The organism is Fuerstiella sp. (genome assembly GCA_022447225.1).
Taxonomy (GTDB): domain Bacteria; phylum Planctomycetota; class Planctomycetia; order Planctomycetales; family Planctomycetaceae; genus S139-18.
Window position 1 is genome coordinate 253,886 of the sequence record JAKVAZ010000009.1, and the last position, 21,838, is coordinate 275,723.

At 52.9% G+C, this 21,838-nt stretch carries 12 protein-coding genes; 2 read left to right on the forward strand and 10 right to left on the reverse strand.

The window, feature by feature from the left end:
• The first annotated feature begins 224 nt into the window (after positions 1-224).
• Positions 225-1,109 (forward strand): dihydrodipicolinate synthase family protein, encoded by an 885-nt coding sequence (locus MK110_11735; protein ID MCH2211966.1) that lies wholly within the window; start codon positions 225-227, stop codon positions 1,107-1,109.
• Between the two features lie 264 nt (positions 1,110-1,373).
• Here the strand turns inward: MK110_11735 and MK110_11740 are convergent, their stop codons facing one another.
• The 5 genes from MK110_11740 to MK110_11760 form a co-directional block, all read right to left on the reverse strand.
• Entirely contained in the window at positions 1,374-3,263 is a 1,890-nt protein-coding gene (locus tag MK110_11740) for a hypothetical protein (protein ID MCH2211967.1), read from the reverse strand.
• A gap of 518 nt (positions 3,264-3,781) precedes the next feature.
• Positions 3,782-4,834 (reverse strand): TIGR00730 family Rossman fold protein, encoded by a 1,053-nt coding sequence (locus MK110_11745; GenBank protein MCH2211968.1) that lies wholly within the window; start codon positions 4,832-4,834, stop codon positions 3,782-3,784.
• 82 nt (positions 4,835-4,916) lie between these two features.
• A complete protein-coding gene (locus tag MK110_11750) occupies positions 4,917-5,282 on the reverse strand; it encodes an STAS domain-containing protein (protein ID MCH2211969.1) in 366 nt (121 codons plus the stop codon).
• A 361-nt stretch (positions 5,283-5,643) separates the two neighbouring features.
• A complete protein-coding gene (locus tag MK110_11755; GenBank protein ID MCH2211970.1) occupies positions 5,644-9,594 on the reverse strand; it encodes an AAA family ATPase in 3,951 nt (1,316 codons plus the stop codon).
• 107 nt (positions 9,595-9,701) lie between these two features.
• The gene (locus tag MK110_11760; protein MCH2211971.1) at positions 9,702-11,786 is read right to left on the reverse strand and encodes a flagellar basal body P-ring protein FlgI; all 2,085 of its coding nucleotides are present in this window, start codon (positions 11,784-11,786) and stop codon (positions 9,702-9,704) included.
• Positions 11,787-12,493: 707 nt separating this feature from the next.
• On the opposite strand from MK110_11760, the gene MK110_11765 reads away from it, so the two are divergent.
• Entirely contained in the window at positions 12,494-15,787 is a 3,294-nt protein-coding gene (locus tag MK110_11765; protein ID MCH2211972.1) for a hypothetical protein, read from the forward strand.
• Positions 15,788-15,822: 35 nt separating this feature from the next.
• Here the strand turns inward: MK110_11765 and MK110_11770 are convergent, their stop codons facing one another.
• The 5 genes from MK110_11770 to MK110_11790 all read right to left on the reverse strand — a co-directional run bounded on the left by MK110_11770 (position 15,823) and on the right by MK110_11790 (position 21,544).
• A complete protein-coding gene (locus tag MK110_11770) occupies positions 15,823-17,109 on the reverse strand; it encodes a tryptophan 7-halogenase (GenBank protein ID MCH2211973.1) in 1,287 nt (428 codons plus the stop codon).
• Between the two features lie 46 nt (positions 17,110-17,155).
• Complete coding sequence (locus MK110_11775; protein MCH2211974.1) at positions 17,156-17,698, reverse strand: hypothetical protein; 543 nt, start codon at positions 17,696-17,698, stop codon at positions 17,156-17,158.
• Positions 17,699-17,735: 37 nt separating this feature from the next.
• Complete coding sequence (locus MK110_11780) at positions 17,736-19,046, reverse strand: coproporphyrinogen III oxidase family protein (GenBank protein ID MCH2211975.1); 1,311 nt, start codon at positions 19,044-19,046, stop codon at positions 17,736-17,738.
• Positions 19,047-19,122: 76 nt separating this feature from the next.
• Positions 19,123-20,295 (reverse strand): PQQ-binding-like beta-propeller repeat protein, encoded by a 1,173-nt coding sequence (locus MK110_11785; protein ID MCH2211976.1) that lies wholly within the window; start codon positions 20,293-20,295, stop codon positions 19,123-19,125.
• Between the two features lie 34 nt (positions 20,296-20,329).
• Positions 20,330-21,544, reverse strand: a complete 1,215-nt coding sequence (locus MK110_11790; GenBank protein MCH2211977.1) for an iron-containing alcohol dehydrogenase — start codon at positions 21,542-21,544, stop codon at positions 20,330-20,332.
• Positions 21,545-21,838 lie beyond the last annotated feature (294 nt).

A 21,838-nucleotide genomic window follows, 5' to 3' on the forward strand; every position in this document is an offset into this window, starting at 1 on the left:
CAGACAGACAGACAGACAGACAGACAGACAGACAGACAGACAGACAGACAGACAGACAGACAGACAGACAGACAGACAGGAAGTTCTGACTTCTGAATCGATTATTTCCCACCACCTGGTGGTCGTTTAAATTGATTGACAACGGATCACAGGGGGCGGATGACCTTCCGTGCCATATCTGACGGCGGCCGGACATGTTTATCAATCTCACGGAGACAGAATCAATGAAACAGTTCCACGGGATCTACCCGGCACTTGTGACTCCTTTCGACAGAACCGGCGGCATCAATGAAACAGTCGTTAAAGAGATCGTCAACTGGCATCTGAAAGAAGGCGTCGATGGATTTTACATTTGTGGCGGCACCGGTGAAGGTCTGCTGCTCTCGCCCGACGAACGCAGACAAATGCTGGAAGCCACCGTCCGCGCCGCAGACGGCCGGGGAAAAGTCATCGCACACGTGGCAACGCTCGATACCGCCACGACAATCGATCTGGCGCAGCACGCTGAAGCCGGTGGCGCGGCCGCGGTGAGCGTATTGCCGCCGATTTACTACAACGTTGATTCACTGGCTGCGATGGAACATTACCGTTTGATCGCTTCGGCAACCAGGTTGCCTCTGTTTGTTTATCACATACCAGCGTTAACCGGCAAACAAATGAGCGTCGACGAAATGCGGCAATTGCTGGAAATTCCTAACGTGAGTGGATTGAAGTTCTCAGACTACGATCATTTCAACATGCACCGAATACGACTACTACGCGAGGATTTGATCGTCTATTCCGGAAACGATGAGGTGTTTCTGTCGGCCCTGAATCTGGGAGCTAATGGCGGCATCGGCCTGACCTACAATTTCATGCCACAGGTCTACGTGGAAATCTATCAAGCGTTCCTGGCCGACGACATTGCCCGCGCTCGCGAACTTCAGCAGAAATCCTGCGCGATGATCGATGCCGGCTTCCAGGTTTACGGCATGGGCGTGGCTAAGGCCGCTCTGCAACATCTGGGCTTCGACGTAGGGGAACCCCGCCGTCCTTTGCGAGCCCTAACGCCCGATGAACGAACGCTCATTACAGAGCGAATGGATGCCCTGGGCCTCACAGCCGGATAGTTCCGGAGAGGAAATAACCGAGGACTCCTCATTGACGGACCAGAGTCGCGTCAATGACCGGATCAATGCGATCCCAAAATCGGCCGGCTTTGCAACAACGGTCAAAAGCAGCATGGTCAGGCGGTAAATGCAGACACTACTGTGTTCGTCTCGACATCCAGGTGCACGCCTTTGACGCTCATCTCTGAAGTTGACCTCAGGACACTATCGACCCGAATTGTTTCGAATTGTTCAGCCACTTGACTCCAGTGGTCAGTCGACGGTTCATCGCGGCAGGGTTTTCCAGCGATCATTCACATCACCATCCGCGTCGCCGTCTGATGATTCATACGCACCAACGAGTGGATGGTCGGGAAGTGTCGAGATCGGTTCCAGATGAAAACGCATACGACGGAGGGCAATACCGTGTCTCCCACACTCTTCCGAGATCTCCATGATCCGACCATCGGAGATACGTGTGCTGGAAACGAGGACTTCGTCCACATTCTGCCGTTGGCAGATCTCCAGCAAATCATCGTTGCCCCCAAGAACGCGAAGACCGTGGATGACTTTGTTGATCTTGAGCGGATCGTCATCCAGAAATCCAATGGGGTGGCATCCCCAGCGTAAATTATTGCGCAGTTCCCGAACCAAAAGTTCACCAGCGTCGCCGGCCCCATAAATCAGAACACGTTTACTCTCGGTGCGACCGAACGCCACGTCACCCCCTGGCAGGACCCGACGGAGTAAACGGAACATAAATCGGCTGGTTGTCAGACAGGTGAATAACACAACGGCATCCAGCACCAGCACCGTACGAGAAAATCCCTCGAAGCGATACATCAACAGTAACGCGAGAGCGAGCCCAACGGACGAAGAGGCAACTGCTTTCGCGTAGGTCAGCACGCTGTCAAGGCCGATGTAGCGCCACAGGCCACGATACACTCCCGTCATCAGCATCACAGGTAGTTTAACGGCGAGCAGCAGAGGAGCAAAATGCACGAATTGCCCCCAGCCTTCGTTCAGTGCTGCTCTGCCAAACAGAATCAACGAGGCCACGTACCAGGACATCAGCACAAGAACGGCGTCCAGCAGGACCTCAAACACCCGACGTTTGTAAGAAAGATCGATGAGAAAAGCCACAAGTGGCTGGCGGCGGGCTTCAGCCACCTCGGACGCATCGTAAACAGACACCTGCGCGAGATAGATACCGACCAGGGAGAGGATGATCGTCAGTCCGATGACCGATGCCACCGCGGTGTCGATCGGAAGCCACCGAACGGCCAGTCCCAGACAGCCGGAAACGGCTGCCAGCCCATACAGCATTAAAACGGCACGTCGTTCGGAAAGCCCAAGCGCCACCAGTCGGTGCGAGGCATGATCGCGTCCTCCCTGCGAAATCGCTCGACCTGACATCCGCCTCACAATGGCCACCAGCGTGGTGTCAAAAATCGGAATCAGCAACACAAGGACCGGAACAACCAGCACCGGAAGACTCTGCAGACGGCCTCCGGTGATACTCAGCATCGATGTTCCAGCCAGAAAGAACCCCAGAAACATTGACCCACAATCACCCATGAAGATGGATGCCGGATTGAAGTTGTAGACCAAAAATCCAATCAACGCTGCAACGAATGAAGCAACAGCAACGGTTTCGGCTATCTGACCATTGATCAAAAGATTCGCGGTCAGAAACGAACCGGCAATCGCAGAAATCCCTGCAGCAAGACCATCCATATTATCAAGGAGATTCACTGCGTTTGTGATCCCCACCAGCCACAGGATGGTGATTGCCATATTGATCAGAGGGAAAGGTGTCCACGGGAGAATAACTCCGCTGACACAGACGATCGCTGCTGCCAGAATTTGTGCGATCAGCTTTTGATAGGGTTTGATCGATCGAAGATCATCAATCAGTCCAACCAGAAACAACAGACTGCCGGCAGCAAGTATGCTGCGAAACTGAAATCCATCCGGTCCCGCAACAAATAACACGACCATCACCGATCCGAAAATCGCAATGCCGCCGCAGAGCGCAGTCGGAGTCTGGTGCCACCGGTCTTCGCTCGGTTGAGCAACCAGGCTGAATCGTCTGGCAAAACTGCGGATGACCGGCGTCAAGACGACACAAATGCCGAATGCAGCAGCAACGGGAATAAAATGCAGAGGGTCCAAGTTGCCAATTCTGATGTTACAAATTACGAAGGTACTCACCGGAACCGCCAGTACTCTACCGTGCTACCACTGACGGTTCGATGATGGTTCTTTCAAACTCGCTAATCTTCTCCAGGATCTGATCAGACGTGACGGTTAGGCCGACCTCGATCAGGTCATTGACAGGTGAGGACTCAGAAACACGCCGCAGTATTCATCGAATACTCTGTTCTCTGCCGACGTCGTCACAGATTTGTATCTGTCCGGAGTCCTCGGAACACCATGCGGCCCAGAAGTATAGAAAGGAAACAGGGACTTTGTTCTTTTCTTCGGAGTGAAGAGGGATTTAACGATCAGAATACGATGCACCGAACAGTGCCCTTCAGGACTCCTGGTCGGAGACATGCCTGTTTCGCACGTAATCGCAGAGTCCGCAGTTACCGGCGCACGCCGATAATGTCATCGCATCCCAACTCGATATTCAGCGAACCAAAACACCCGAACCCGGAGCCCATAACAGCGTTGCGTATAGCAGAGAGTCAATCGTCACGAGATGCGTCAGCCGGCCCCAGTGATTCATTGAGTACGTTAACCAGTTCGCGCAGTCGTCCAACAGCTTTTCGATTGAACACAAATGACAATCGCGGCAGGTCCTGCAGGTGCTCATCGTCCGCTTCCAGGCGATGCGCCGATGCCTTTTGAATCCGACCGGATTCAACAATGTCGCTGAACTCATCGTTGAGCTGCTCGACCAGATCGTTGTCGGGTTCGCTGTGAAGTCTCAATATGAGTCGATCTCGTACGAACCTCATGCTGTTGTACACGCTGTAGAAACCAAGTACTTCATCCACTGCCTCTTCCGCATCATCTGTGACCTTGAACAGCGACATATCACTGGGCGAAATCATTCCCTGATCCATGAGCTCTGTGGTTACGAACTCCAGCCAGCGTTTCCAGTACGTTCCGCCAGGTTTGTCCAGAAACACCATGGGCATCAGGTCACGTTTACCTGTCTGTACGAGTGTCAGTGTTTCGAAGGCTTCGTCCTGAGTTCCGAACCCTCCCGGACAGGAAACCACAGCATGTACTTCCTTAACAAATAATAATTTTCGAGTAAAAAAGTATTTGAGATTCACCAGTTTCGGATCGCCGCTGATAACAGAATTCGCCTCCTGTTCGAACGGCAGCAAAATATTGAGTCCCATGGCCATCTCTCGGCCGGCCCCCTGATGCGCTGCCTCCATGATGCCACCCCCGGCACCGGTAACCACCATCCAGCCTTCTTCGGCCATGCGCTGACCGTACAATTCCACCTGCTGCCACACCGGATCATCCGGCTGAGTCCTCGCAGACCCGAAAACCGTCACCTTACGGTCCCGACGGTACGGCGTAAAAACTTTGAACGCGTATCGCAGTTCACGCAGGGCACGACTCAGGATTTTCAGGTCACCTCGTGTGGCTTTGTCGGCTGCCAGCAGATCGGCTGTTGCTTTGATTTCGCTTATGAGCTCAGAATGCTGAGTCAGTTCCGACAAATGCTCAATCACGTCCAGTTCGGACGCCCTGGAATGTCGCAGATACTTCCTTTTCACGAGGCTAAATTTCCTCCCGGACCATTCAATCAAATTCTCCGATCAGTCTGAACTACACCGACCGGGTCGCGTCTTCTGCAAATCATGAATCGATCGCCTGCATGGCTTCCGGACGCGTATCATAAATCGCCCAGATTGTATCGAGCGCTGTGATCTTCAGTAACTCTCGGGCCATCTCATTGGCCCCACACAGGACCAGTTCACCACCTCGACGCTTGAGAAATTTATGACATCGCAAAATCAGTGCGAGGAACACGGAACCAAAATATCCGACCTGCGTGAGATCGAACACCACCATTGGCACTTCCTGATTCGCAAGGGATTCCATGACGAAGTCGGCCGCCTGCTCCACCAAATCCCACTGAAGGGACTCCACACTGGCGGCAGGGACGACGACAACAGTATTTCCGTGCCATTCGATGTCAAAGCTTTCGAGGACTTCAGACACAAGACCGGCCTTTCTGACAGCCAAAGAACCAGGAAAAATATACTTTAACAGCCTAACATATCACCGGTCTGTCTCACCAGTCCGTCAGACTTGAGACAGGCTGAAGAAACAGGATGCAGTCTGAAACGGTATAACGGCAGATACTGAATGTAGAGTCAGCTGACATGATCATTAGGTCGATCCCGCCAACTCCTCTACTCCGGTCCCCCAGGTGCCGGAAGTTGCTTCACAGCAATTACCCGGAAATCTGTCCCTGCAGAACTCTCTGATCGTTCCCCGCAACACCCGAGGAGTCACACTAAACCACCACGGGTATGGTACCGGGGCCCCGCAGACTCCACACCGTTGCTGATAAACGGTATCAGGCGGCTCGAGCCTGACCGTCCTGCCGGGTAATAAAATTACCCCGTTCGTCGATCTCCTCAAAACACACCGAAAGCCGTTTTGACACGCCGGATTCCTCCATTGTCACTCCATAAAGCACGTCTGTGACAGCCATGGTGGGTTTGCGATGTGTAATCATGATGAACTGTGTCGCATCGCGAAAGTCTTTAAGCACGCCTACGAAACGGCTGATATTGGCATCATCCAATGCTGCATCAACCTCATCCAGCAGACAAAACGGACTCGGACGACTGCGAAAAATAGACAGCAGCAGTGCAACTGCAGTGAGTGTTTTCTCGCCACCACTGAGCAAAGTAATACTCCGCAATTCCTTACCCGGCGGCCGGGCAACCACGTCAATCGAGCAATCCAGCACTTCGTCAGAATCTTCAAGAATCAAATCGGCTTCCCCGCCGCCGAACAGCCGCCGGAAGATATCTCGAAAATGCTCCTGAATGCAGGAAAACGATTCTAAAAACATTCGTCGGCATTCCACATTGATTCGACGCACCATGTCTTTCAAGGTATCGCGCGCAGCTTCGAGATCACGCAACTGCGAATGCAGTCGTTCAAATCGATCCTCCAGTTCGGAAAGATTTTCCAGGCTTTCTGTACTGACGCTGCCAATCTTCCGGAGTTGCCGACGTAACCGATCTATACGCTGTTCAATTGATTCCCTTAATTCCGAATATTGAGCTGTGTCATACAGAATGGCTGAGACTTCAGGAGAATCCACCGTCAGTCTGACCTCAGGTCCGGCCCCTTCTTCGGCACCATCAGCATTCTCACTGGTCGTTAGCTGATTCAGCCAGACTGTCAGCGCAGAACGCCCCTGTTGCACCGCCTCCTCAACAGAAATCTCATATTCATCCCTGATGCGTTCGGCCGCCGTTGTCAGCTGATGTCTGATGTCGTTGATCTGCAATTCCAGTTCATGATGCTGTCGCTCTTTAACTGAACACTGCTCACGTACTTCCACTTCACGTTCGCTGGCTTCCTGTTGGCGATTCCGAAGCAACTCCCGGGTCGAACCATGTGCTGCAATCTGGACTGCCGTTCGGTCTTCATCCACGTAAATCTCCGCCAGTTCGGCGCGCACATTCAGTTTCGCCAAAGTCAGCTCCAGGACACGGGACTTACCGGCGCACCGTCGTCGTTCCGCTTCCTGCCGCTGCAGACACCGCTCTTTCACATCGTCGCGTACACGCAGGGCTGCCTCCTGCAGCGAAAGAGCTCTTTCTTCCAAGCGTGTCAGTTCGAGACTGAATTCAGTGCGTCCCTGCTTCAGTTCTTCCAGCTGCTGCTGCCCGTCTGTCACTTCCGCTTCATATTTTTCCAGACTGTCACGGAGCCCCTTCAACTGATTTTCACCGGCTGTGTGCTGGTCACCAGTCGTACGCCGTCGCAGCTCCAGTGAATCCAGTTCTGCGTTGAGCTGCTCCTGTCGGGTCGTAAGACGTTCAATCCGTTGTTCGGAAAACTTGACTGCCTGCTGTGTTTCGACAGTGTCCTGCTCCGTTCCACGACATTGATCAGCGGCTTCAGCAACGGATTGCTGAGCGTTCGCCAACTGTAATTCGTTCGCCTCTGATTCACTGGCCAGACGCTTAAGCTTTAACTCGCCTTCCACAATCAGATGTTCAGTTCGGTTCAGTTCATTTTTTAGTCGCCGCAATTCGCTTTTACGTGACACGACTGCTGACTCGCTGCGAAGCATTCCACTGTGCAAGGTACCGTCACTTTCGACCAGTTCTCCCTGTGGAGTGACAGCCCGGACCATGCCACTCGATTCTTCCACAATTCGCACGGCATCAGACAGTGACTTTACGACCCAGGTATCAGCCAGCAGGAACGACGCCAGATGTGGCAGATGACGTGGAGAACGGGCCAGACTGTCAGCTCTGCCAATCACTCCCGGGCGGCCGGTCAGAGAGGGAGTCTCTGAGGGTGAAAAAACAGACTGTCGCACCGGAGTGTTAGTTTGTCCGTCCACCCAGGTCACACTGAGTTCCGGAGAAAATTCAACATCCAAAGCACCACTGCCGATGTCATCGAGCCATTCCAAATCGAATTCGGGCAGCCGAAGCGGATCGGCATCGTCGCCGGAACACCGTGAGTCTTTGTCGGTATTCGACGTTACCGAGTCATCGCCCGCCGGAACATCACCGGCTGACTCCAGCGAGACAAATCCAACGCGACCGCTGATACGGCAGCGGCCGCTACCCAGATAATCAACCAGCGGCCCCATGCGGTCGACGACCAGTAGTTGAGCCCGGCCGGAAAGTGCGACTTCCAGCAATGCCGCCTGGGACATATCGACATCCAGCAGGTCAGCAACACTTCCGCGAATCAGATTCCAGGGAGACTGAGCTGACGTTTCGGCCCGGCTAAGGATATCCCGGACTCCAATTCCGAAACCTTCCTGTCGTTCTTCCAGGTCTTCCAGAACGGAGCGACGCGCCAGCAACGCGCTACGCTGTTCACGCATCTCCGCCAGTGACTCCCGTAAAGACGACTGCTGAACCACAATTGATTCCTGACCTGTCCGGATTTGGCCGGCCCTGTCCTGAGCGTTCCGAAGAGTGTCGGCAGCCGAACTCCCGGAATCCACCAGCTGATTCATTTTTTCACGCAGCTGAGCACATTCCGCCGACTGTTGTTCCAGTGACGAATTCAGCTCACTCATTCGGCGCGTGACAGAATCTTCTTCAGAACACAACGTCGTAATGCAGCTGGATAGTGCTGAATTTTTCTGTACCTGCTGCAGCACCTGCTCACGTGTGGTTATAATTTTGTTTCGGGTCTGTTCCAGACTCTCGCGTAACTGATTCAGCTGAGTATTGCCTGTATGTTGCTGCGATCTCGATGTTTCCAGTTTCTGCTGCTCCAGATTAAACACCCGTGAAATGTGAGATTCCTCCCGGGCAGCTTCAGTGACGCGTCCATCCATAACTTTCAACTGACGATCCAGTCGCTTTAAATCCAGTTCCAGTTCCGTCTCACGAGTTGACTGATGTTGCAACGTGGTTTCCAGACTTGCAATCCGACTGCGCAGATCCGCCCGTCTGGATTCCAGTGCTCGCATTTCCTCCTCGATTGAATTTAATGCAGTTTCGGCATCCTCTGACCGCTGCTCGGCTTGTTCCCGCTGAGTCCGCATCTCTCTGAGCATTGCAGACGCCTTGTCCTGCTGCGATGCAAGATCCTGCTGAACCACAGTCTGACGACGGAAATCATCGCTGACCATTCCCACCCATAACGCTTCAAGTTCAGAGGAAATTTCACGAAACCGGGCTGCACGCTGAGCCTGACTGCGGATTGCCCCAACCTGAGATTCGACTTCGTCCACGATATCAGTCAAACGCAGCAGATTCTGCTCCACGCGTTCCAGGCGGCGTGTCGTCTCAGACCGACGCAACTTGAAGCGTGCGATGCCGGCAGCTTCTTCAAAGATCAACCGACGATTCGCAGCGTTTGACTGCAAAATCTGATCCACACGCCCCTGCTCAATGATACAGTAGGCAGCCGCTCCCGCACCGGTTCCCGAAAACAGGTCACGAATGTCTTTTAACCGTGCGGCATTACGATTGATCAGATACTCGGAATCACCCGACTGCCACAGTCGCCGCCCAATCGTGACTTCGTCCATGTCAACCGGCAGATATCCGGAGCGGTTGTCAAAAACCAGAGTGGCTTCCGCAAACTGAGCCGGCCCACGACCTGAAGATCCATTAAAAATGACATCCGTCATTTCCTGGCCGCGCAGACTCCGGGGACTCTGATCCCCTAAGATCCACTTGATCGAATCAACGACATTGCTCTTGCCGCTGCCGTTCGGGCCCACCACTCCGGTAATTCCGGTGGAAAACTCGAATACAGTCTTGTCGGCAAAACTCTTGAAGCCGAATAATTCCAGCGACCGGAGCATTAAAAAACAATCGGAATCAGGTGAATGTCAACAGGGATAAAACCAACGTGGATGACGTGCAATTCAGTCAACCGGTCGGCCCTCACAAATCAACCAGAGATTGACACTTAGAATTTGTGCTGGCCAAATGGATTCTTCATGAATCGATTCAGCACGCCGGCAGAATTTCTGTGGTTGACCGGTTCTTCAGTGTCGGTGCGCAGACCTGCTTCAACGTCTGAAACATCAGTCTGCCGAAACGTTGATGAATTGTCATCCCTCGTTTGATTCGCCGACACTGTTGCAGGCTCTTCATTAATTTCGGGGCTTGTTCCTTCTGCATGCTGAGACGGATTGCGAAGTGTGGTCAGATTAAGGTCTTGGATATCTCCGTCTACCTGCACATCATCAATGCGATCGAAGATACCCGGTGTTCTGGATGGAGTCCCTACCTTCCTGTCCGTTTCCAACTCACCGCTGCCTACCTTCTGAATGTAGGTACGGCCCGCCTGCGGCAGTCGATCAATACCAAGTTCTCCCGGCAGATTGTCCTGTTGTTCAGCCTCAATCATGAACTGAACAACGTCAGGATACGCCGCTTTCAATTCACCCACTGTCTTAAGTATGTCTACCAGCCGGCGACTGCACGTTCGACGTACGGTATCCTGTCCAAGCTGATACTGTGAAATCTCGACCGTCTCATCACCGTCGTGACCGATGACACGGATCTTGTTACCCACATTCAGCACTGCCGGCAGCAGCAGTTTCTGATTGACTCCGAAAACTGTGATTTCCGGACTGCGACGCCGGGCCAGATGTACGGCAGACGCACCGCTGGAATCAATCTGCCGCAAAACAAATCTATTTTTGAAACGTATGGTATTAAGAGAACGGTCATTGTCATTAACTTCGGAAATAGCACGAACGGCTCCATAGCGAGCTTCCAGTGACTTCGCATCGAGCAGTTCGCGCAGAGCAAGCATGGACTGAGCCGTATCCATTGTCGTCAATGCGGCTAAAGCATAAACGCGAAAAGCCGGTTCATCCCGTGCTGCAACTTTAAGAATGTGTACGGCGTCCGACTCCTGTGAATCCTGAAGATAGGCGAGTGCTTCAGCTGCAAAGAACTTCACATCACCATGCGGAGACTTCAGGCCCGCCAGCAGAAACGGTTTTGCATCGTTTCCAACGGCCTCCAGCTGGACAGCAGCGAGTGCTGACGACTCGGGGACCAGCAGACGTTCAGCCTGTCCTTCCAGTCTCAGCCGTCGGGCGACTTCGTTCTCTGCCAGCGGAATACTTCGAATAACATGGTGGAAGCGAGGAAAATTATTTCTGTAAATCGGATGAGGATGCAGTTTGATCAAAGCATCAGTTCTGGCAACTGCCAGTTCCTGCTGACGTCCAAATCTGTCATAGCGCTGAAAGCGTGCTGAAACTGCGTCGGCGATCTGCTTTGCCTTTCGCACGCTTTGAAATCGCCTGCGAATCACGATATCCAGTTCACGATTTGTCGTTGCGGTTGCTCCGCCCGGAATGCTTCCTCTTCCCATAAGCCCGTTTGATTCAGAACTTCCCTGAGTTGCCCCGAAGGCTGTCAGCACCGGCCCCTCCGCCAGGGCATATTCATCGCCTCTGTGCGTACCGTGGCCGCGAATTTCAGTTTCTTCAAATAATCGAGTTGCCAGCAGATAGCCTCCTCTGAGACTGTTACCCTTTGTGTTTACCGGCAACGTCACTCGCACATCAAACGGCTGTCCCTTACGGACAAAAGCCGGCAAATACGCCGTAACCACTACCAGCGCTGTATTAGGACTGCTCAAAATTTTAGAAGGTGATGGAATCCTGCGTCGCGCCATCTCTCTCTGGAGATCAGTTCGCAGCGTTGACGGCGGCGGATTACCCCCCGTACCGTCCAGGTTTACGACAAGCCCCACACCTCGAAGTGGCACCAGTGTGTTTCCCTGAACACTGATGTAGTCACCCAGCAGCGGAGTTTCGAGTGAGGTGTCAAAGTCGTCCAATACAGTCTTTTTGACCGCGTCTTTATCTACTGAATCTCGCCGGACGAATTCCGTAAGCCGTGACGTGACAGCGTTAGACGGCAATTGAAGCAGGCTGCTGGTGCAACCGCAGCAAATAAAAGCCATTGCGGCAAGTAACAGGAACAGAAATTGCCGGGTATCGTGCTGAATGTCAGGATCAGCGTTCATGGGATGGTTTCCGGCAGAAGGATTAACCAAAACCGCCCGACCTGACTGTCGCGATTCGATTCAACGGTCACAAATCAACGTGAGCCCGTAAAACCAGTGATGATCGGAAGTGCAGGAAGGCAGAGAGGGGACACAAGGACGAGGTCGCGAACGCGACGTGTAAAAAAAAGAAGTGTTGCGATCGGAGGTTGGTTCCCTGTTTTGGAGTCAAACACGGAAGGTTACGACCGGAAAACCACCATTCGAGCACAAAACCACGTGGAAAACAGCGGCACACTACGATGCAGTTGAGAGGATGGTCAAGATGCTTCAACCGGTTGACCAGACCATTCAGTCGGTCGTCGGACAGATGCAAACCTGTTCCGGCAAAATCCTGCTTTGCGAATCAGCCTTCGGCAATAAGCTTGAAGCTAACCTGCAGGTTGTGCGTCTGAGGACGCATCACCGTGGTAAAAATTCGTTAGTCAGGTCGTCATACGTTCACGATAAGCGTTAACAGCAAGCTTCACCGGTGCCAAAATGAGTAATTGTGGAAATGGGAAGGGGCGATCCTCGCTGTATGCGATTCGCCAACGCCGTTGTAAATCCGTGCGTAGTCGATGAACAGTGACGCTGCTCATTCTTGCCCATCGCCCAAAAATTAACGCAACCATAACAATAACAACACCTTACGAGATTTTTGGGCCACGCAACGTTAGGATATCCCTGTGACAGATTCAAATGCATCACTTCCTGAGTCTGCGGACGATGACTCGCAACTCACAATGGGCACTGCGTGGACTGCTTCCGGGGACGACCTTCCTGAGCTGGAGGAATTGACACCCGAACTTGTTGAAGAAGAGGCAATCCGAGGCGACTTCATGCTGCGGGGTGCTGCCATTCTGCTGGCAGTGCTGTTCAGTTTCGGTCAGATTGCCGACAGCAGAGTTCTGATCCACATCCGGTCCGGCAACTTTATGCAGGCAAATGGTTTTCTGCCTCCGAGGACGGACGTATTTTCTTTCGCCAACGAGGGGCAGCCGACGGCCAATCTCAACTGGCTGTTCGATCATTTAATTGGTTCGGTCTGGGCTGTGGGCGGTGCGACCGGCCTGACGATCCTCAAGGTCTGCGCGGGTGGTCTGATCGCCTGGCTGCTCACACGTATTTCCGTCGCCGGATTGCCGACGTGGTGGAATTCAATTTGCGGAGTGATCGCCATTGCTGCCTGTACGTCCGACCTGATGCCAGTCACTGATTTGGTGACACTATCCGGACTGATGGTGATCCTCTGTTTGCTGCATGGGGCAATCGAGGGCAAAGTCGCCGGATTAATCTGGAAGACCCCGCTCACAATCGCCATTTGGACCAACATGGATCCACATGCCTGGCTTGGTGTCGTCGCACTGCTCCTATTCAGTGCCGGATGGAGTTTTGCATCAGGCGCGAAAAAGATTCTGCCGGCAGCCGCACCATCCGTAATGTGGAAAACCACCGGAATTTCCGCGGCCGCATTATTGTTCAATCCGTTTCCCGCTGCGTCTTTCCTCTCAGTTCTTCACACATACCAGGTGGAATATCCGGCGCTGCGGGCACTGTATCCACTGAATGCAGAGACAGTCACAATTCTGGACGGACGAACGGAGTACTATTCGTTGTTCAATCCTGAGGTGTGGGGTGGATTCGAGTTTGGATATGTGGCCGCAATTTTAGTGATTCTGTTGGCTGTGGTTGCATTGGTTCTGTCCAGGGATCGACGCGACGCTCCATGGACCTTTGTACTGTCCGGTTTCATTATTCTTGCCGCTTTGTCGATCCATGAACTGCCGGCGACAGCACTGGTTGCCGCTGCCGTCGCCGGTACAGTCGGTCAGCGGTGGTATCAGAAGACATTTCCTCAGGAATATACAGTTAAAGCGTCGGAAGTTCTGTTTTCACGAACTGGCCGGGCACTCACGGTCCTGTCTTTTGCCGCACTTGGGTTTCTCGTGGTAATGGACCGCCTGCCTACTCGCACACCGGTAGGCTTAGGGTTCACAAAGGATCTGAAGACGACGTTGACGGCACTGGATAAACAGTTACAGACGTTACCCGAGGAAGCACGTGTACTGCACTCACGCGTCGATCTCGGCAACTTTTTAATCTGGACCAACCGAAAGAGCTACATCGACACCCGACTTACTCAGTTTGGCCATCCGGACGCGACGGACTCAGCGATTAGTCGGTACCTGAATTTGCGAAAGAAGACATTCAATGCAGCAAGAACTATCGCAAACAGCGATACCGTTTCAGCTTCGGAAGATTCGGAGAGTCAGGAGGCTTCGACCGAGCAGGATAAAACATCTGTGGATGATGACAGCGAAGTGCGTGAACAACTGCAGGCAGAAGGAATTACACATTTCATCGCCGGCCTGTATCCGCCTGAATCGCCGCACATGAACACGTTGCTGGCACTCAGCGCCGATTCCGAATCGTGGCGATTAACCAGTCTAGAATCCTCATCCGCTGTATTCGCCTATTTGCCCAGAAACGATGCGGAAGACGACGCGATGCAGGTGGATCTGGTGAAGGACACTTTTCGTGATGTTGAACCGACGACAGACTTTCGATTTGAATTCGCCCGGGAAAAAGGATTCTACGAACGGTATCTCTATCGAACGCGAAAGACTCATCCCGAAGAGTTAAGAAAAACGCGTCTGTTTCTGGCCCTGTCGGACACTCCGGCATCTCTCATGACCGCAATTCGGGCGGCCAACCGACTTGTCACCCAGGATGACCAGAATGCGGACGGGTTCTATTTTCTGGCGACGGCCTACGCTCGCCTGGCTTTACTGGAATCCCGAATTGTACAGCAAACAGGTAGTCGATATGCCGACGACATGAGATATATGCAGATTGTGATGGCCGGACGACAGGCTGTCACCATTGATCCGGAGCACGTATCTGCCTGGAATTTACTTTACACCGTTTATGTTCAACGGGGAAAACTTGATCAGGCACTTGAATGTCTGAATAGGACACTGCCGTTACTGGAACGGAATATAAGCAACGATGCCAGCGACCAGCAGCGGCAGAACATAACACAGCTTCGGGAAACACAGGAACGACTCAGAGATACGGTAACAAGCCTGGAAGTCCAGCTGGCAGAAGAAGCTCAGCAGATATCCTCCGAGAATCCTGCTGAGCAGGGAGCAGTGCAGTACTCGATTGCTGCGAATGCTGCCTCCAGAGGACATCTCCGTGCAGCCTTGATCCAGTTACAGACAAACCTGGAGGACATCAGAAAGGCCCCACAGGCCTTTGGGCTGGCAGAGACGCTGCGCGGACAACTCCTGATGGAGACCGGAGCACTGCAGGACGGTTACAATCTCTACCGCCAGCTGGATTCAATGGCCGGCCAGGAATCCGAAGCCGAATCCGAAGCTTACCCCTGGACCACCATGTCAGTGATTGCTCAACTCGGGCTGGGATCGTATGAAAGCACGCCCGATGGAACACCAAGTCCGGCAGATAGAATGAGGCAGTATGCCAATGAACTGAAAATGACCGGCAACAGTCCGGAAATTCGTGTCCGCTCGCTGGCCACACTCCCACTAATCGCATCGATAGAGACCACATTGCGTTCAAATGCTGTGACTCAATGGCCTTTGTCACAGCTGATCCAGTGCAGTGTGCCGATGCGTTCAGCACCAGCGACCCATGTTGAACCTCGCTTCATCCAGGCCATGATTGAAATCGAAGCAGGCAGTGTCGACACGGCCCGTTTGAGTCTGAAGAGCGTAATGACCGAGTATGGCGAAACACCTTACCGGACACTTGCCGGATTGTATCTGACGATGCTGGAAGAGGACTTGGGGGATTTTGCTGAACAGAATACGATGTATCCTTGGGAAGACTGGCCTGATCTCGGATTTATCAACCCAGTCACTGAAGAGCCAGTCACTGAAGAGCCAGTCACTGAAGAGCCAGTCACTGAAGAGCCAGTCACTGAAGAGCCAGTCACTGAAGAGCCAGTGTCGTAGACTGTTTCTCAACTCACGAAGTACCCGGTGCCAGTCTATTGGGCAACCGGAGGCTGAATGTGCCCCATTGCCTCAAACATTTTTCCAACACCCGGTTTAAAGACATCGCCAACCAGAATATCGACCAGATTGGAATGGAACTGAGGGTACTGCTTTAGAAAGGAAGCGAAGCTGAAATCCGGGGCATAAAAGGCATAAGCCAGTTGCCGAAAATTTTCAATACCCTGCTTGTACAACGGCTGCCACTGCCCCAGACGTTCCCCGGACGTATCACCCCGCTCCAGTGCTTCGTGAATCGAATCAGCCGCAAATTCCCCTCCCTTTAATGCCAGAAATACTCCGCTGGAATAGACGGGGTCGACAAACCCAAACGCATCGCCTACCAGCAGCCAGCCGGACCCCGCTCCGGTCCCCGCATAATACGAGAAATCACGTGTCGTGAAAAAATCTCCGCATTGCTCTGCAGCAGTAAGCCTCTGGGCCATCGCCGGACAGCGTGCCAGTTCGCGGGCAAACGATTCAGCAGGAGTTCCGGTCTCCTTCCCGAACAGATAAGGTATGTCACCGGTACACCCAACGCTGACCAGGTCGTCCGGAAGTGGAATGTACCAAAACCAGGATTTCTTGCCGCCGGTCTGCATGATCAGCGTAGCACCTTCGTCGCGGCCTGAGTCACGCTGTGCTCCACGAAAGTAGCCCCAGACAGTTCCTTTTCTCAAATACGGATCTCGAACGCGGTCCCGACGACGATTGCTGATAAATGCCGACTGACCGGTCGCATCAACGACCACTGTGGCCGAAACCGTTGTTTCCGTTTTTTGCCCGTTCTTAGGTTTCAGCTGAACCCGCACGCCGGTCGCCCGCTCGCCGTCAAACAGTACTTCGGTCACCTGTGCAGAAGTGTGCACCACAGTACCGAGTTCGCGGGCCCGGTCCAGAATCATGCGATCAAAGTCACTGCGAATGACCTGCCAGGTAACACTGCTTTCGTGAGGTTTGTGCAGGTCGAAATAAAACGGTGCCGACTCTCGGAATCCATCGCTGACAAACTGAACGCTGTATTTGCGGGGAAATGCAGACTCAGTGAGCTGCTGCAGCAGTCCCAGTCGTCGCAAAGTCCACCAGGTCTCGGGAATCAGCGACTCACCAACATGAAACCTGGGAACGGTGGATCTTTCCAGCAGGAGAACACGATGACCGTACTCTGCAACAAGCGCTGCTGTCGTTGCTCCTGCCGGACCTCCACCGATCACAATGACATCCCAGTGTCCGGCGACGGACGGCAGGTAATCGACTGTGGTTTGAGGGGTCACTGGATTCATTAGTTCACAACTTGTGCTTTACCACTCATCATAGAACCAAATTCCGTCACGACAATGGGGATGATACTTCAAACAAATCCACTGCAGGCTGCCCATCGCAGAAAATCGTTGCCATCCGACCGTACGTTGTCTCTCTCTCGTTCATCCGGAGATAATGCGCCAGTCCCGGACCTGCGTTCAGTCTGATAATTGCTCCCAGGTCGATGTGTCGCAACACGTTGTGCTGAATCAGCACACGCCCCATTGGAATCTTCCGGGACTCAATCTCCTGTCTTACGGAATCCGTTACGAAATTAAAGTTGAAACGAACGATTCCGAACTGCACGATTTCACGGGTAGCGTCATTCCGCAGGAGAATCTTACGACAATACAAATCGTCGACAAATCCGGAATCAATGACCTCCACTTCAACAGCACAGTCATGATAGGCTTCCATGGTCACGGTCATATGATGTTCGTGAACCAGCATGCGGTGATACGGTTCCGGCACGGCTTCCCGTGCTACGTGCTCCGCCTGATGATACAACGGTGTGCATTCAGTTTCGGGAAAAAGAGATACAAGTTTTTCGAGTTCGATGAGTGGATTCACGTTGATATTGACCGAAGATGTTTAACTAAAAACGGGATCACGAATAGCGAACAGCCCGATGCTCTTCTTCGAAGTATTCGGGCAGCAGGCTGTCAACCTGCAACAGGCCCCGGCGAGTGAGTTCGACTCGATCACCATTGACTGTCAGATAACCGGCAGCACACTGATTATCGAAAGCCTGTCGAAACTCTTCCAGAATATCCACGCCGAATTTTTCCTCAAAGGATGAGGCCTGAATGTGGCCTTCCTTCATTTGCAGCACCATTTCACGAATCAGCAGTTGTCTGGCCGATGGCTGCAGGGCTCGATTCAGTGGTAATCGTCCCTCACTGACCGCTGCCGTATAGTCTTCAATCACGTCCAGATTCTGATAGTGCACACCCTGAAAGTGTCCAAAAGAAGAAACACCGGTAGCGATGAGATCACAGCCGCGCCACACATTGTCCCGATAAACAAACTGATCCAGATCCGGATCACGCACGAGTTCGTTGCCGCTTGAAATGTGATAGCCCGCTTCAATCAGTCGATCCATCGCCTGACTGACCCACTGCCTTTTTTTTGCCCAGTCAGCAACAGGGGAGCCAACTCCCCGGTCACGCATCTCTTTTGAATATACGGTATTGAAAGGCAATTCCATCTGGTAAATCGTGATATTGTCGGGACATAACTCAACTGCCTGTTCAATACAGTGTTCCCAGTTGTCGTCGGACTCCCCCACCATTCCTGCAATCAAATCGATGTTCACCTGAGGAAAACCAACCTGCTGGATCCAGCCCCACGCTTTATGGATTTCCGGAGACAAATGCGCACGGCCATTGTTTTCAAGAATTCCGTCATCGAAGTTCTCCACTCCCAATGACAGCCGCGTGACTCCGATTTCACGAAGTGTTCTGAGTTTCTCCAGACTGAGAGTTCCTGGTTCACATTCAAATGTCACTTCGCTGGCATTGTCCCAGGAAACGTGCTCCGACATACGCCGGCGAAGTGACTGCAGTTGACGCGCACTGAGATACGACGGTGTGCCACCACCGAAATAAACAAACAACAGTTCCCGATCACCCATACCGGGGCACCGGCTAACGAGTTCGATTTCCCGAATCAGACTCTGGACATATTCTTCAATTCGCTTCGCATTCTGATTTGTGTATACGCGAAAGTAACAAAACTTACAGCGTTTGCGACAAAACGGAATATGAATGTACAGTCCCAGCGGACTGTTCGTCGTCGGAGGAACATCCAACGCCCGTTTCAGTTTGGGAACATGAGACGAATTCCACAGTGAAAACGGTGGATAATTCGAGATAAAATAGCTGCCCGGCTCTGTTGTCGAGGAGGTATCGATGGTCATAACGTACAGCAACTAAACTGATAACGGAAAAACATAATCGACTTGCCGCTCAGCGAGATTCTTTAACGACCGGCCGCTACTGGAAACACAGCAAACGTCCCCCGCTGGTGTCTTCACCAACCACCATACATTTCTCCCCAATGGCCATTCCGGCACTAATCGGATGTCCTGCATGGTACTTCCAGACTTCTTTACCATCGTCAAGCGACAGACCATAGATATTTCCGTCACCTGACCCGAAGAAGACCCGAGAACCAACTACCGCCGCCGAGCAGTCAATTCGGGCATTCGTCGCAAATTTCCAGCGGGACCTTCCCGTTTCACGATCGATGGCATACATAACCTTGTCATGCGATCCAACAAGAATCAGGTCATCTGTCGCTACGGCCGACGCATGAATCGACTGCTGTCGCTCTCCCTCATAACGCCAAAGCACATCACCGGTCTTCCAGTTCAATGCCGTCATCACGCCCCTGTGAGAGCCAACATACAAGGAATCGCCAACAACTGCCGGTGAAGCGATCAAATAGTCGTTCATATCGACTGACAGAACTTCCTCTCGACTCCGCAGATCGATGACTCTCAACTCTGAGTCACATCCTGACACAAATGTAAAATGGTCAACGATTGCCGGCGAGCAGTTAATGCGATCTCGCGTCTGAAACCGGGAAATTTCTTTACCATCCAGTGACAAAAAATATAGAAACGAATCGTGTGACGCCAGAATCAGCTGCTCATTCCAGTAACCGACCCCGCCGGCAATCTCCGCTCCGGTTTCGAACGGTGACGGCCAGCGATGCTTACCCGATTTAATATCAATGGCGTGCAGATATCCGTCTTCATCTCCCGCGTAAACTGTGTCACCAACGACAAGTGGCGCCGCCTTGAAACCAGGAGCAAACTCTTTTTCGTCGCTGCTGGCAATTGAGCGACACTTCCACACCACATGTCCTGTATCTCGTTCCAAACAGTACAGATAACCCTCCAGTGCCGGAGCGTAGACAAAGTCACCAACGATTGCGCATGTGCCCACCCAGCCATCTTTGGATTCGAGTTCCCACAACAATTCGGGACGGTCTGACAACGACGTCCGGGCCACACCACGCTGATCCGGTGTCCCCCGAAAGGCGGGCCAACCGCCGGGCAACTCTCCCGTCGATTCCTGGCACAAAGCACGTTGTGGCAGAACAAACCCTACTACTCCAGTGAACAATGCAATCAGAATCATGCGACGATGGAAGTGCCGCATCACAGAATCTCCCTTATCATCACGCAAAATTGTCTCAACCCACATGTTTAACGGAGGCAGTCCCGCTTGCCAGAGCATTTCTGTAGACCTGACAAAAATCGTCTGCATCCATTTTTCGAGGATTAAAAGTCCCGGTCCACTGCTGCGACGCTTCTTCAGACAGAGTCCGTATGTTTTCCAGCAGTTCATTCTCGTCGGCCAGTTCCGCAAGAGATGTGGGCATATCAGCTCTCACCAGAAGTTTGGTAAATCGATCGGCCAGTTCCCGCGAAGCGTGCTCCGGTGAATCCGTTGACTCGGCCCAGCCCGCCGAGACCGCCAGATCATGATACAGCTCCCCGACTGTTGATATGTTCCATCGAATCACACGGGGAAGCAGAAGCCCAACGGCCCGACCGTGAACAGTGCCAAAGTGCGCTGTAAGCGGATTAGCCAGAGCATGCGCGGCCCCGAGCATGCTGTTTTCGATCGCCGTTCCGGCGAAATGCGCTCCCAACTGCATGCGCCCCCGAGCTTCCAGATCGCCAGGATTGTCCAGTATCGCCGGAAACGCGTCTGACAACAGCCTCCATGCCTGTCTGGCAAACATCTGCGACACAGGGTTGCGATTTTTTGTCACAAAACTCTCTATTGCGTGCGTCATTGCATCGATGCCGGTTACGGTGGCCACTGAATGCGGCATTGTGACTGTCAATTCGGGGTCCAGTATTGCTGCCCGACACGCAGCCCTGGGGTCGCCACACGGCATCTTCATGTGTGTGACAGGATCAGCGATGACGGCAAACGATTGTGCCTCACTTCCCGTACCGGCAGTTGTCGGAACGGAGATCATCGGGAGCATTGGCGCCTTTGCCTTGCCCACGCCCCGATAGTCCTGCATTTGCCCACCACTTGTCAGTAGAAAATTGGCGCCTTTAGCACAGTCAATGCTGCTGCCTCCACCTAAACCGACGATGAAATCCACTTTGTGCGGTTCAGCAAACGCGGTGCACCGTTCCACATCTTCCGTGGTGGGATTTTCGGACACACGGTCAAACACGAACACTGAGATGCCGGCTGCCCGCAACATTCCCGCCGCCCGACTGCAGTGTCCGGCTTTTCTGAGCCCGGCATCGGTTACCAGCAACACACGCGAACCACCCAACTCCAGGACCAGGTCACTGAGACGGTCAACGGCCCCCTGTCCGAATATCAGACGGGTTCGGGGCTGATACTGAAAGGAAGATAACCCGTGTTCGGATGACGTCATGTTGCCGCTGGATCTCATACGTGGAAAGACAGAATTGCGGACAGCACTCTCGCCGGCACGAGGGTAAACGAAAGTAAACAGGCAGGACCCACAAGAATACCGAGTCAAAAGCCGGTTGAAAACCGACTCGTCGACCGTGTTCCTGATGAGAACATTAGGCAAATTCCATAGACAGCACTTGACCGCGATTAAATGTGATGACTCAGCTGGTCCCCCCTGCCGACCTGTCCGGTTCGTAAAACCGGATAAACATGGAATAATGGAGGTGTGGCCTGCCCTTGCAGCGCTGTCTGC